This is a genomic window from Martelella mediterranea DSM 17316 (assembly GCF_002043005.1).
GTDB lineage: Bacteria > Pseudomonadota > Alphaproteobacteria > Rhizobiales > Rhizobiaceae > Martelella > Martelella mediterranea.
In genome coordinates, this window is sequence record NZ_CP020330.1 from 3,178,287 (window position 1) to 3,190,565 (window position 12,279).

Annotated in this window: 13 protein-coding genes; 5 read left to right on the forward strand and 8 right to left on the reverse strand. The window is 63.1% G+C overall.

The features are described from left to right. Nucleotides 1-6 precede the first annotated feature (6 nt). From Mame_RS14865 to Mame_RS14875, 3 genes are all read left to right on the forward strand, one after another. Nucleotides 7-1,662 carry a nitrite/sulfite reductase gene (locus Mame_RS14865; RefSeq protein WP_018063280.1) on the forward strand — a complete coding sequence of 552 codons (1,656 nt, stop codon included), beginning with the start codon at nucleotides 7-9 and terminating at the stop codon, nucleotides 1,660-1,662. A gap of 11 nt (nucleotides 1,663-1,673) precedes the next feature. Next, entirely contained in the window at nucleotides 1,674-2,177 is a 504-nt protein-coding gene (locus Mame_RS14870; RefSeq protein WP_018063281.1) for a DUF934 domain-containing protein, read from the forward strand. A 118-nt stretch (nucleotides 2,178-2,295) separates the two neighbouring features. Next, nucleotides 2,296-3,108: a ferredoxin--NADP reductase gene (locus Mame_RS14875; RefSeq protein ID WP_018063282.1), complete on the forward strand. Its 813-nt coding sequence runs from the start codon at nucleotides 2,296-2,298 to the stop codon at nucleotides 3,106-3,108. A gap of 250 nt (nucleotides 3,109-3,358) precedes the next feature. Here the strand turns inward: Mame_RS14875 and Mame_RS14880 are convergent, their stop codons facing one another. The 3 genes from Mame_RS14880 to Mame_RS14890 are packed head-to-tail and all read right to left on the reverse strand — an operon-like array spanning nucleotide 3,359 to nucleotide 6,528. Further along, nucleotides 3,359-4,564: an ABC transporter permease gene (locus tag Mame_RS14880; protein WP_018063283.1), complete on the reverse strand. Its 1,206-nt coding sequence runs from the start codon at nucleotides 4,562-4,564 to the stop codon at nucleotides 3,359-3,361. Continuing rightward, entirely contained in the window at nucleotides 4,554-5,285 is a 732-nt protein-coding gene (locus tag Mame_RS14885) for an ABC transporter ATP-binding protein (protein ID WP_018063284.1), read from the reverse strand. The genes Mame_RS14880 and Mame_RS14885 overlap by 11 nt, the downstream gene beginning before the upstream one ends. Before the next feature lies 1 nt (nucleotide 5,286). Then, nucleotides 5,287-6,528, reverse strand: coding sequence for an efflux RND transporter periplasmic adaptor subunit (locus tag Mame_RS14890; protein WP_018063285.1), 1,242 nt, complete (start codon nucleotides 6,526-6,528; stop codon nucleotides 5,287-5,289). A 226-nt stretch (nucleotides 6,529-6,754) separates the two neighbouring features. On the opposite strand from Mame_RS14890, the gene Mame_RS27035 reads away from it, so the two are divergent. Both Mame_RS27035 and Mame_RS14900 read left to right on the forward strand, forming a co-directional pair. Next, the gene (locus tag Mame_RS27035; RefSeq protein ID WP_018063286.1) at nucleotides 6,755-7,279 is read left to right on the forward strand and encodes an invasion associated locus B family protein; all 525 of its coding nucleotides are present in this window, start codon (nucleotides 6,755-6,757) and stop codon (nucleotides 7,277-7,279) included. 173 nt (nucleotides 7,280-7,452) lie between these two features. After that, the gene (locus Mame_RS14900) at nucleotides 7,453-7,992 is read left to right on the forward strand and encodes a P-loop NTPase family protein (RefSeq protein WP_018063287.1); all 540 of its coding nucleotides are present in this window, start codon (nucleotides 7,453-7,455) and stop codon (nucleotides 7,990-7,992) included. On the opposite strand, the gene tgt is transcribed toward Mame_RS14900, so the two are convergent. From tgt to coaD, 5 genes are all read right to left on the reverse strand, one after another. After that, the gene (gene tgt, locus Mame_RS14905) at nucleotides 7,985-9,118 is read right to left on the reverse strand and encodes a tRNA guanosine(34) transglycosylase Tgt (protein WP_018063288.1); all 1,134 of its coding nucleotides are present in this window, start codon (nucleotides 9,116-9,118) and stop codon (nucleotides 7,985-7,987) included. The two genes, Mame_RS14900 and tgt, sit on opposite strands and share 8 nt — an antisense overlap. Beyond that, on the reverse strand, nucleotides 9,115-10,185 hold the full coding sequence (gene queA / locus Mame_RS14910) for a tRNA preQ1(34) S-adenosylmethionine ribosyltransferase-isomerase QueA (RefSeq protein WP_018063289.1): 1,071 nt from the start codon (nucleotides 10,183-10,185) through the stop codon (nucleotides 9,115-9,117). Before queA ends, tgt begins: the two co-directional genes overlap by 4 nt. A 359-nt stretch (nucleotides 10,186-10,544) precedes the next feature. Continuing rightward, a complete protein-coding gene (locus tag Mame_RS14915; RefSeq protein WP_018063290.1) occupies nucleotides 10,545-11,054 on the reverse strand; it encodes a peptidylprolyl isomerase in 510 nt (169 codons plus the stop codon). A gap of 57 nt (nucleotides 11,055-11,111) precedes the next feature. Then, a complete protein-coding gene (locus tag Mame_RS14920) occupies nucleotides 11,112-11,675 on the reverse strand; it encodes a peptidylprolyl isomerase (protein WP_018063291.1) in 564 nt (187 codons plus the stop codon). A 33-nt stretch (nucleotides 11,676-11,708) separates the two neighbouring features. Then, entirely contained in the window at nucleotides 11,709-12,203 is a 495-nt protein-coding gene (gene coaD / locus Mame_RS14925; RefSeq protein ID WP_018063292.1) for a pantetheine-phosphate adenylyltransferase, read from the reverse strand. Between the last annotated feature and the right edge of the window lie 76 nt (nucleotides 12,204-12,279).

Here is a 12,279-nt window from a genome sequence, read left to right on the forward strand (position 1 = left end):
GACCTCATGTATCGTTACGATGAATTCGACAAGGATTTCGTCGCCCAGCGGGTGGACCAGTTCGCAGACCAGGTCGAGCGCCGCCTTTCCGGCGAAATCACCGAGGATCAGTTCAAGCCGCTGCGGCTGATGAACGGCGTTTACCTGCAGCTTCACGCCTATATGCTGCGCATCGCCGTGCCCTATGGCACGATGAATGCCCGGCAGATGCGCATGCTCGCCCATGTCGCGCGCACCTATGACCGCGGCTATGGCCACTTCACCACGCGCCAGAACATCCAGTTCAACTGGCCGAAGCTTTCCGATATTCCGGCGATCCTGCGCGATCTCGCAAGCGTTGAAATGCATGCGATCCAGACCTCGGGAAACTGCATCCGCAATGTGACGGCAGACCATTTCTCGGGCGCCGCCGCCGACGAGGTCGCCGATCCGCGCCCCTATGCGGAAATCCTGCGGCAGTGGTCGTCGCTGCATCCGGAATTCTCGTTCCTGCCGCGCAAGTTCAAGATCGCGGTGACCGGCGCCGAACGCGACCGCGCCGCGATCCAGGTCCATGACATCGGCCTGCATCTGAAGCGGAACGAGGCCGGCGAGCTCGGCTTTGCCGTCTATGTCGGCGGCGGGCAGGGGCGTACACCGATGATCGCCAAGAAGGTTCGCGACTTTCTTCCGGAAGCCGATCTCCTGGCCTATGCGACGGCGATCCTGCGCGTCTACAACCTCAACGGCCGCCGCGACAACAAGTACAAGGCGCGCATCAAGATCCTCGTCCACGAGACCGGGCTTGAGGAGCTGAAGGCTCAGATCGAGCAGGAATTCGAGGCGCTGAAGGACGGCGAGCTGACATTGCCGGCCGGCGACGTCGAAGCGATCCGCGCCTACTTCGCGCTGCCCGAATTGCCGGAACGCGAGCGCGACCGTTTCGACACCGCCAATGCCGGCTATATCAACTGGCTGACCCGCAACACCGTCGCCCACAAGCGCGACGACTATGCGATGGTGACGATCTCGCTGAAGCCGATCGGCGGCATCCCCGGAGACGCGACCGACGCGCAGATGGACGCGGTCGCCGATATCGCCGAGCGCTACGGCTTCGATGAAATCCGCGTCAGCCACGAGCAGAACCTGGTGCTGCCGCATGTCGCCCGCGCCGATCTGCCGGCGGTCTATCGTGCGCTGGAGGAGGCAGGGCTTGCCACCGGCAATGCCGGGCTGATCACCGATATCATCGCCTGTCCGGGACTCGATTATTGCGCGCTCGCCAATGCGCGGTCGATCCCGCTGGCGCAGGAGCTTTCCACCCGTTTCGGCAATGCCGAGCGTCAGGCCGAAATCGGCGATCTGAAGATCAAGATTTCCGGCTGCATCAACGCCTGCGGCCACCACCATGTGGGCCATATCGGCCTTCTTGGCGTGGAGAAGAAGGGCGCGGAACTCTACCAGATCACCCTTGGCGGATCGGCGGACGAGAACACCTCGATCGGCGAGATCATCGGTCGCGGCTTCGAGCCGTCGAAGGTGACCGATGCGGTGGAGACGATCGTCGATACCTATCTTTCGCTTCGGACCGACAAGGCCGAGACCTTCATCGAGGCCTATCGCAGGCTGGGCGCGCAGCCCTTCAAGGATGCGCTCTATCCCGAAAAAGCCAAGGCCGCCTGAGGAGACCGCACATGACTGCAATCTGGAAAGAAGGCGGCTTTGTCGAAAACGACCCATGGGTGGTGGAGACGGAAGAGCGCAAGGCGGGCGAGGGGGAGCGGGTGCTCATCCCCTACGCCGATATCATCGAGCATGGCGTCGAAGGCAACGAGCCTGTTGGCGTCGTGCTCGGCCCGTTCGATGACCCGACGCGGCTTGCGCCCTATCTCGACCGGATCACGCTGGTGGCGCTCACCTTCCCGGCCTTCAGCGACGGAAGGGCATTTTCGCAGGCGACACTGCTGCGCGAGCGGCTTGGCTATACCGGCGAGCTGCGCGCCGTCGGCGACGTGCTGATCGATCCGCTGGTGCATATGCTGCGCTGCGGCTTCGACAGCTTCGCCGTGACCAACGAGACTGCGATCCGCAGGCTCGGGGAAGGGCGGTTGCCGGCGGTGACGCGCTACTACCAGCCCGCCGCAAAACCCGCCGCCGCGGTGCCCGGTTACAGCTGGCGGCGCCAGGCGGGCGCGTGAAAGCCAAGAATTTCCGGCTGACTTTGCAATTGTCGGCCAGCGGTAGTATTTGAGCGCTGGAGGATATGACCCGCAAGCGGATCGAAGGCGCCGACGAGACAGAATGACAGGACCAGACATGAACGTGCAGACCAAAACCGACGATCTTGCGACTGCGTTGCCCGCCGGGGTTTATGGCGAGACCGTGTTGAGCGTTGAGCATTATACCGACCATCTGTTCCGCTTCACCATGACGCGGCCGGCCGGCTTCCGTTTCCGCTCGGGCGAATTCGCCATGATCGGACTGATGGTCGATGGCAAGCCGATCTACCGCGCCTATTCGATCGCAAGCCCGGCCTGGGCCGATACGCTGGAATTCTTCTCGATCAAGGTTCCGGGCGGCCCGCTGACCCAGCACCTGCAGAAAATCCAGCCCGGCGACACGGTTCTGATGCGCAAGAAGCCGACCGGCACGCTGGTGCTTGATGCGCTGACGCCGGCCAAACGGCTTTATATGTTTTCGACCGGAACCGGGATTGCTCCGTTCGCAAGCCTGATCCGCGAGCCGGAAACGTTTGAAAAGTTCGATGAGGTGATCCTGACCCACACCTGCCGCGAGGTGGCCGAGCTGAAATACGGCTTCGACCTGGTGAACGAGATCGAGAACGATGAGCTGCTGAGCGAAGTCGTCGGCGACAAACTGCGCCACTACGCCACCGCCACCCGCGAGGACTTCGTGCGCACCGGCCGTATCACCGATCTCATCGCCAGTGGCAAGCTGTTCGAGGACCTCGGCGTTCCCGCGCTGAACCCGGAAACGGACCGCGCGATGATCTGCGGCTCGACCGAGATGCTGAAGGACACCAAGGCCCTGCTGGAAGCCGCCGGCCTGACCGAAGGCGCCAACAACAAACCCTCGCAGTTCGTGATCGAACGGGCTTTTGTGGGGTAGGGCCGGCGCGACGTATCCCTCAGTTTGAAACCCGCCAATATTTCATAGCTGTCGAGTTTTCTTGAGGCGTCGCAGCCATCAATCTCTCCCCTTGAGGGAGAGATGCCCCGACAGGGGCAGAGAGGGGTGAACCCTTTCCGAGAGCACGGCGTTTGCGGCTTTTAGGGCTTGCGCCCTTTACCCCTCTCTGTCGCTTTCGCGACATCTCCCCCTCAAGGGGGGAGATTTGGGCTGAGAGGCCTCGGTTCACTCACTCGAACCGCAGCGCATCGATCGGGCTCAGCCGCGCCGCACGCCGGGCCGGGAAATAGCCGAAGATCAGGCCGATCAGGGCCGAGAAGCCGAAGGCGCCGGCGATCATCCATGGGTCGATGACGAAGGGCAGGGACAGATACTGCACGGCGGCATAGGCAAGGCCGAGGCCGATGACGATGCCGGCCACCCCGCCCGATATCGACAGCACCAGCGCCTCGACGATGAATTGCAGCAGAACCTGCCGCTCCAGTGCGCCGACCGTAAGCCGCAGGCCGATCTCGCGGGTGCGCTCGGTGACCGACACCAGCATGATATTCATGATGCCGATGCCGCCGACAAGCAGGCTGACGCCGGCGATCGCAGCCAGCATGCCTGTCAGGTGGCTTTTCGTACCGGAAACGGCGTTGGTGATCTCGGTCATGTCGTTGACCTCGAAGTCGTCCGGCCGGCCCGGCAGGATATTGCGGCGTTCGCGCAGCAGGTCGCCGACCTCGGCCTTCAGATCCTGCGTGGAAACGCCGTCTTTCGCGGCGAGCACGATGCTTTCGATATAGCTGTCGCCTCCGAGGCGGCGCTGGAAGGTGGCGATTGGCATCAGCACGATATCGTCCTGATCGCGGCCCATGCCGGCCTCGCCCTTGGCCCCGAGCGTGCCGATAACGGCGCAGGAAATATTGCCGACGCGGACATTGCGGCCAACCGGATCGTCATCTGCAAACAGCGTCTGCTTCACCGTCGCGCCGAGAATGCAGGCAGTATCGCCGGCCGCGACCTCGGCGCCGGCGAAATCGCTGCCGCTTTCAATGGTCCAGTCCTGGGCGTCGAGAAACGCATCGCTGGTGCCGATCACCACGGTCTTGCGGTTGTTGCCGCCAGCGACAACGGTCGCATCGGCGATGTTCTGGGGCGCGACGGCGCGCAGGTCCGGTATCTGGTTGCGGAGCGCCGCGATATCGCGCTCGGTGAACCCCTTGGCGGCTTCGGAGGCCGCACCCGGCGCGCGCTGGCCGGGCCGCACGAACAGGACATCCGTGCCAAGCCTTGCGATTTCGGTGCGCACCTGTTCCGCCGTGCCGTTCGCAACCGTCACCATGAGAATCACCGCCGAAACGCCGATGATGACGCCGAGCACGGTGAGGAACGAGCGCAGCAGGTTGCGCCTGACGGCCCGCAGCGCGAGTTTCAGCATTTCAAGAAACATGGTCGTCCTCCCGCCTTTCGCCGCGGCCCGGCCGATAGCTGCCATCGACCCTGCCATCGAGGAAATGCATGCGCCGGCTGGCATAGCGCGCCACATTTTCATCATGGGTGACCATCACCACGGTGATGCCGATATCGACATTGAGGCTGGTGACCAGTTCCATGATCTCGTTGCTAGATTTGGTATCGAGATTGCCCGTGGGCTCGTCGGCGAGCAGAACGGCGGGTTCGGTAATCAGCGCGCGGGCAATCGCCACGCGCTGCTGCTGGCCGCCGGAAAGCTCCATGGTGCGCTGGTGCAGCCGATCGCCGAGGCCCACCTGATCAAGCGCGTTTTCAGCCCGCTCGCGGCGCTCGGTGCGGCTGATGCCGCGATAAAGCAGCGGCAGCTCGACATTCTCGATCGCCGAGGAGCGCGGCAGCAGATTGTAGCGCTGGAACACGAAGGCCAGCAGATGGCGGCGCAGCAGGGTCAGCTTGGGACCGGGCAGTTCGGTCGTGTCGACGCCCTGGAAGAAGAACTGGCCGCTGGTCGGCCGGTCGAGCCAGCCGAGAATGTTCATCGCCGTTGACTTGCCGGAGCCTGACGGCCCCATAATCGAGAGGAACTCGCCGGCCTCAATCGAGAAATCAACGCCGTTCAGGGCCGCGATTTCCGCTTCGCCGGAGCCGTAGATCCGCGAGACCTTGCGAAATTCGATAAGGGGAGGAGCCGCGTTCATATCATCGAACCTCCCGGCCGTTGCCCGTGACCACCATGTCGCCAACGCGCAGATCGCCGTTCACGACGGCGGTATAGCGGCCATCGCTGGCGCCGACCGTGATCGGAACCGGCAGCGGTTCACCGTTTCGAAGCAGCCAGGCGGTGCGCTCGTCGCCCGAAGAGGTCGGCGCATCGACGCCGGCCGGCACGAAGCGCAGTGCCGCGGTCGGCACCAGGATCACGTCCTCGGATTCGCTGACCAGAATATCGGCCGTCGCTGTCATGCCCTGGCGCAGCAGGCGCTCGGAATTGTCGACCAGAAGCACCGCCTTGTAGGTCACGACATCGCTGTTGAGCTCCGAGGCATAGCGGATCGAGGCGATCTCGGCCGGGAAACGCTTGTCGGGAAAGGCCTCCACGGTGAAGCTTGCCTTCTGACCGGGCTCGACCTTGCCGACATCGGCCTCGTCGATATCGACGCGCAGCTCCATCTGGCCGAGATCGCCGGCGATGACGAAGAGAGTAGGGGCCTCCAGCGAGGTCGTGAAGGTCTGGCCGACATCGACATTGCGGTAAAGCACGACGCCGTCGATCGGCGAACGGATCGTCGCCTTGCTGAGCCGCAGTTCCGCCAGCGCCAGCTCGGCTTTGGCGACATCGAGTCGCGCCTCCGCGCTCTGCTGGTCGGCGACGGCCGCCGCATAGGCAAATTGCGCGTCCTCGAAATCCTGGCGCGGCGCGACATTGCGCTTTGCCAGGGTTTCGGCGCGATCCATGGTCGCCTTGGCGGATTCGACGTCGGAGACGCTCGACGCGACATCAGCGCCGGCGGCGGCGAGCTTGGCCTTGGCGCTCAATATGTCGGCCGTCAGTTCGTCGGTCTCGAGTTCGAGCAGCACGTCGCCGGCCTTGACCTCGCTGTTGAAATCCACAAGCACATCCTTCACCGTACCGGAAAGCTCGCTCGAAATCTCGACGCGGTTGATCGGCTCGATCGCGCCGGTGGCGCGCACGGTGATGTTCATCGGTCCGCGGATCACCTCGGCGGTTTTGTAGCCGGGCCGGGCCGCGACCAGTTGCAGGTCGCCGCTCTGGTAGAAGCGGTAGCCGCCATAGCCCGCGGCAATGAGGACGATGACGAGCGCCAGCCAGCCCCAGGGGAAGCGCCGGCGCGGCTTGTTCTCGCCGAGAATCGCCATGATATCGGGAACGGGAGGCCGCGCATGGCCTTCCTGTTCATCGCGCCTTCCGTGCGAGGACATCGGGAATTCTCCTGTCTGTACGCCTTACGATTTGCCGGCGACTATGGCGAGGAACCGGCGGCCATGCAAGCATTGCCGCGGATTAAACCGGGCGCTACATCATTGCCGCACACATCTTTGCGCGGAACCCGAAAACATGCGTATCGCGCGAGCGTGTTGCCGGTGTTGGCGTCCGGCGAATCATGCTAGTTTCACGCGAAAATCAGACGGATTTGGGAGATTCCTGGTGAAACCTCGTCACATCGCAGCCGGCATCGTTTCGGCGTTTCTTTTCGGCGCAGCCGCAAGCCCGGCAATTTCGGCCTTGCCGGAGGGCGCAAGCTCGCTCAACGAAACCTATCAGGACTGGCGCGTCACCTGCATTTCCAACGAAGGCGTCGACCGCTGCGCGATGATCCATAATCAGGTGGCAAAGGATAGCGGCCAGCGGGTGATGACGGTCGAGCTGTCGGTGACGCCGGACGACAAAATCCAGGGCGTGGTAATCATGCCGTTCGGCCTGGCGCTGGCCCAGGGCGTGACGCTGACGATCGATGATGCGACCGAAGGAAAGACATTCGGCTTTTCGACATGTCTTCCGCAGGGCTGCCTCGTGCCCGTCGAATTCGATGCGGCAATGGCCGAGCGGATGAAGAATGGCGGCTCGCTGAATATCATCGCTCAGCCGATCGACGGGAGCGAAAAGCTCAGCATCGGCGCTTCGCTGAAAGGTTTCACGGCGGCGCACAAGCGGCTGATGGAACTGCGTTAAACGCAATTCGTCAGCGAGAAAATATCAGCACCGGCGACAATGGAGTTTTGTTGCCGGCGATATCAGAAAGTTCCATAATCCACATTATGTGATCTTTGTTATAGTGACCCCGCCGGGCACTGTTCCCTGCGGAACACATAGAAACAATCTGCGAAACTGTCTGCGTATCTCTCATGCATAGTCTGGAATCTCTCGGGACGCGTATCGTCGTCCTCGGCCCCTCCAATGCGGGTAAGTCGACCCTGGCCGTCGCTTTGTCCAGAAAGCTGGATATCGAGGCGATCCACCTGGATCAGTTCCAGCACCTACCCAACACCGACTGGAAACCGCGCCCCGAGGCCGAGTTCGCGAGACTGCACGATGACGCCATCATGGGCGAGCACTGGGTCATGGACGGCAATTACAGCCGGTTGATGCCGCAGCGCCTTGCGCGCGCGACCGGCGCGATCCTCATTACATCCAGCCGCTGGCGCCGGCTGGCGCGCTATATCAGGCGAACCACGGTCAATCGCGCCGCACGCGCCGGCCATCTGGAAGGCGCGCAGGACAGCATCAAATGGGATATGATCGACTGGATCCTGTTCAAGACCCAAAACAGCGCGACCAAATACGCCGAGGCCTTACGCCGCTCCGGTTTGCCGACAGTCGAATGCCACAGTGAAAAGGCGCTTGACGAGCTTTACCGGCGCTGGGAGTTGCCGCCGGTCAGATAGCGGCGACATCGCCCCTCGCCCAGCCTTCCTGGGTTTCCGCGACGAAATCGTCGTAGCGTCCCTCTGCAATGGCCTTGCGAATGCCCTGCATGAGCTGCTGGTAATAATGCAGATTGTTCCAGGTCAGCAACATGCCGCCAAGCGACTCGTTGGAGCGCACCAGATGGTGCAGATAGGCGCGTGAGTAGTCGCGGGTCGCGGGGCAATCGCTTTCCTCGTCCAGCGGGCGCAGGTCCTCTGCGTGGCGGGCGTTGCGCAGGTTGACCTTGCCGCGCCTTGTGAAGGCGAGACCGTGGCGCCCTGCCCTTGTCGGCATCACGCAGTCGAACATGTCGATGCCGCGCGCCACCGATTTCAGGATATCGTCCGGGGTGCCGACGCCCATCAGATAGCGCGGCTTTTCCGCCGGCAGTTCCGGCAGCGTCGTCTCCAGCATCGCCAGCATGACGTCCTGCGGCTCGCCGACGGCGAGCCCGCCGACGGCATAGCCCTTGAGATCGAGATCGGCGAGGCCGCGCGCGGAGCGGATGCGCAGGTCGGGAATGTCGCCGCCCTGGACGATGCCGAACATCGCCTTGCCGGGCTGGTCACCAAAGGCTTCCCGGCAGCGCTCGGCCCAGGCAAGCGACATCTCTGTGGATTTTTCGATTTCGGCACGTTCGGCGGGAAGCCGGACGCATTCGTCGAGCTGCATCTGGATGTCGGAGCCCAGCAGTCCCTGGATCTCGATCGAACGTTCCGGGCTCATATGGTGGACACTACCGTCGATATGGGACTTGAAGGTCACGCCGTTGTTCTCGTCGATTTCACGCAGTGCTGCCAGCGACATCACCTGAAACCCGCCGGAATCCGTCAGGATCGGATGCGGCCAGCGGATCAGCGAATGCAGACCGCCCAGCCTTGCCACGCGCTCCGCGCCCGGGCGCAGCATCAGATGATAGGTGTTGCCGAGGATGATATCGGCGCCGAGATCGCGCACCTGGTCGAGATACATCGCCTTGACCGTGCCGGCGGTTCCAACCGGCATGAAGGCCGGCGTGCGGATTTCGCCGCGCGGCATGGTGATCGCGCCAAGCCGGGCATTGCCGTCGGTGGCCTTCAGGGTGAACCGGAAGTCTTCGCTCATCTGTCTTTCCTGAACAGCAGGCTGGAATCGCCGTAGGAATAAAATCTGTAGCCGGTTTCGATCGCATGGGCATAGGCCGCGCGCATGGTCTCAAGGCCGGAAAAGGCCGAGACCAGCATGAACAGCGTCGATTTCGGCAAGTGGAAATTGGTCATCAGTATATCGACGGCCCGGAAATGATAGCCGGGCGTGATGAAGATGCCGGTCTCGCCCTCCCACGGCGCGATCCGGCCATCCTCGGTGGCGGCACTCTCCAGCAACCGCAGCGAGGTGGTGCCGACGGAGACGATCCGCCCGCCCCGAGCCTTGACCGCGTTCAGCGCCGCGGCCGTTTCGGCCGAAACGATGCCGCGCTCGAAATGCATCACATGGTCGTCGGTGTCATCGGCCTTGACCGGCAGGAAGGTGCCGGCGCCGACGTGGAGCGTGACGAAATGGCGTTCGATGCCGGCCTGTTCCAGCGCCTGCATCAGGCGCGGCGTGAAGTGCAGGCCGGCCGTGGGCGCGGCAACCGCGCCGTTTTCACGGGCGTAGATGGTCTGGTAATCGTCGCGATCCTTGCCGTCCTCGGCGCGCTTGGAGGCGATATAGGGAGGCAGCGGCACGTGCCCGACGCGCATCATCGCCTCATCAAGCACGCCGCCGTGGGCGTCGAATGTCAGCACCACCTCGCCGCCGTCCCGCTTTTCGTCGACCGTCGCGACAAGCGTCGTCGCGCCATCGGCGGAAACGAAACGCAGCACATCGCCAAGCTTGATGCGCTTGCCCGGCCGGGCAAAGGCATGCCAGAGATTGTCAGCCTTCCTGAGGTGCAACGTCGCCGACACCGGCACCTCCTCGCCGCCCTCGCGCAGCCGAACGCCCTCAAGTTGCGCCGGGATTACCTTTGTGTCGTTGAACACCAGCGCATCGCCCGGCCGCAGGAAGGTCGGGAGTTCGGAGACGACATGATCGCCTAGCCCCTCGCCCGGCCGCACCACCAGCAGACGCGCGCTGTCGCGCGGGCTCGCGGGCCGCAAGGCGATATTCTCGTCCGGCAGGTCGAAATCGAAGAGGTCTACGCGCATTGTATCAGGACATTTCTCAAATTCGAAAACCCGCCGGCCTTGGCCGGACGGGTCTGTTGGTTGCGCTCTGTGCCCAATAATCCCCCCTTGAGGGCAGGGCTATCGCATATGGTCTCCCCGCACAGCCCCCTAATCTTCTCGCCCCGGAGGGGAGAGATGTCGCGACAGCGACAGTGAGGGGGGAGCCTATCACCGCGAGCGCTCTCACGATCTGAAGCACCGCACCACCCTCACTGCCCCTTTCGGGGCATCTCTCCCGCCAGCGGGAGAGAGTATTGGGAGCAAGCTGCTACGCCATATGTGATGGCCCTGCCCCTCAAGGGGGGAGATTGATAAGAGAGCGTCGCCCTCTTCCCGCATCAAACGTCCGCTGCAACTTTCATCGAGATGATGTGGTCGGGATTGCGGACCGGCTCGCCCTTTTCGAACTTGTCGACGGCGTCCATGCCTTCGATCACCTGGCCCCAGACCGAATACTGCTTGTCGAGCCACGGGGCGTCGGTGAAGCAGATGAAGAACTGCGAGTTGGCAGAGTTCGGGTTCTGCGAACGCGCCATCGAGCAGGTGCCGCGCACATGCCGGGTGGCGGAGAATTCGGCCGGAAGGTCGGGCTTCTTCGATGCGCCCGTGCCTGCGCGGCCCGGGTTGAACTTGTCCGAGGTCTTGTTGCCGTGCTCGACATCGCCGCCCTGGGCCATGAAATCGGCGATCACGCGATGAAAGACGACGCCGTCATAGGCGCCCTCGCGCACCAGTTCGCGGATGCGGTCGACATGTTTGGGGGCGACGTTCGGAAACGCCTCGATCACCACCTTGCCCTTGGTCGTTTCCATGATGAAGGTGTTTTCCGGGTCCTTGATTTCGGCCATCATTTTCTCCTGTGGCGGTTTGCCCGCCCTGCCGGTCCGGCAAGGCGGGTTCAAAACTTACTGTCCGACGGTGACATCCAGGATCCGGTCCGGATCGCTGACCTTGCCGTTCTGGGCCTGATCGCCCTTCTTGATCTTGTCGACATTGTCCATGCCGTCGACCACTTCACCGATCACGGTGTACTGGCCGTTCAGGAACGGGCCATCCTCGAGCATGACGAAGAACTGCGAATTGGCCGAGTTCGGATCCTGGGCGCGGGCCATGCCGACAACGCCGCGCTTGAACGGCACGTCGGAAAACTCGGCCGGCAGGTCCGGCATGTCGGAGCCGCCCATGCCGGCGCGGTTCAGGTCGTAGCCATCCTCCGTATCGCCGAACTGGACGTCGCCGGTCTGGGCCATGAAGCCGTCGATCACGCGGTGGAACACCACGTTGTCATAGGCGCCGCTTTCGGCAAGCTCCTTGACGCGCGCCGCATTCTGCGGCGCGAGATCTTCGAAAAGCTCGATGGTGAACGGGCCTTCGGTGGTGTTGAAGGTCAGCGTGTCGGCAGCCATGGCCGTACCCGCGAATGTCGAAATCAGCGTTGCCGCTGCCAGTCCCGCAATCATCTTGCGCATGTCGTTCTCCTTGAAAAAGGTTTCCTCACCGGGCTAACGCGCGTGTTTTGCTCTCAATGCCGCCGCCACGTAATCCGGCACGAAGCGCGCCACATCGCCGCCCATGGCCGCGACCTGACGCACCAATGTGGCCGATATCGGACGCGACGCCGGTTTTGCCGGCAGAAAAACGGTCTGGATCTCCGGGGCCATCTCGCCGTTCATGCCGGCCATCTGCATCTCGTAGTCGAAATCCGTGCCATCGCGCAGCCCGCGGATGATCAGGCTGGCGCCGGCCTCGCGCGCGGCATCGACGGCAAGACCGCTGAAAGCGATCACCTCGACATCCCCTGCCCGCTCCGGCAGGTTTTCAGCTACGCCGCGCCTCAGAAAGTCGGCCCGCTCCTCAAAGGTGAACAAAGGCGTCTTGCCGGCGTTCACGCCGATGCCGATGACGAGCTTTTCCGCGACGTTCAGCGCCTGCAGCACCACGTCGAGATGCCCGTTGGTCATCGGGTCGAACGAACCTGTGTAAAATGCCTTCGCCATGTGCTTCGTTGCGTCCTCGGCCCCGTTTCCGGTCACGGCCTTTTGTCACGGAAAGTGCCGGGCTGCAAGCCGGTTC

Coding starts and splice junctions, on each gene's coding strand:
- Mame_RS14865 (WP_018063280.1), top strand. CDS start 7: ATGTATCGTTACGATGAATTCGACAAGGATTTCGTCGCCCAGCGGGTG.
- Mame_RS14870 (WP_018063281.1), top strand. CDS start 1,674: ATGACTGCAATCTGGAAAGAAGGCGGCTTTGTCGAAAACGACCCATGG.
- Mame_RS14875 (WP_018063282.1), top strand. CDS start 2,296: ATGAACGTGCAGACCAAAACCGACGATCTTGCGACTGCGTTGCCCGCC.
- Mame_RS14880 (WP_018063283.1), bottom strand. CDS start 4,564: ATGTTTCTTGAAATGCTGAAACTCGCGCTGCGGGCCGTCAGGCGCAAC.
- Mame_RS14885 (WP_018063284.1), bottom strand. CDS start 5,285: ATGAACGCGGCTCCTCCCCTTATCGAATTTCGCAAGGTCTCGCGGATC.
- Mame_RS14890 (WP_018063285.1), bottom strand. CDS start 6,528: ATGTCCTCGCACGGAAGGCGCGATGAACAGGAAGGCCATGCGCGGCCT.
- Mame_RS14900 (WP_018063287.1), top strand. CDS start 7,453: ATGCATAGTCTGGAATCTCTCGGGACGCGTATCGTCGTCCTCGGCCCC.
- tgt (WP_018063288.1), bottom strand. CDS start 9,118: ATGAGCGAAGACTTCCGGTTCACCCTGAAGGCCACCGACGGCAATGCC.
- queA (WP_018063289.1), bottom strand. CDS start 10,185: ATGCGCGTAGACCTCTTCGATTTCGACCTGCCGGACGAGAATATCGCC.
- Mame_RS14915 (WP_018063290.1), bottom strand. CDS start 11,054: ATGGCCGAAATCAAGGACCCGGAAAACACCTTCATCATGGAAACGACC.
- Mame_RS14920 (WP_018063291.1), bottom strand. CDS start 11,675: ATGCGCAAGATGATTGCGGGACTGGCAGCGGCAACGCTGATTTCGACA.
- coaD (WP_018063292.1), bottom strand. CDS start 12,203: ATGGCGAAGGCATTTTACACAGGTTCGTTCGACCCGATGACCAACGGG.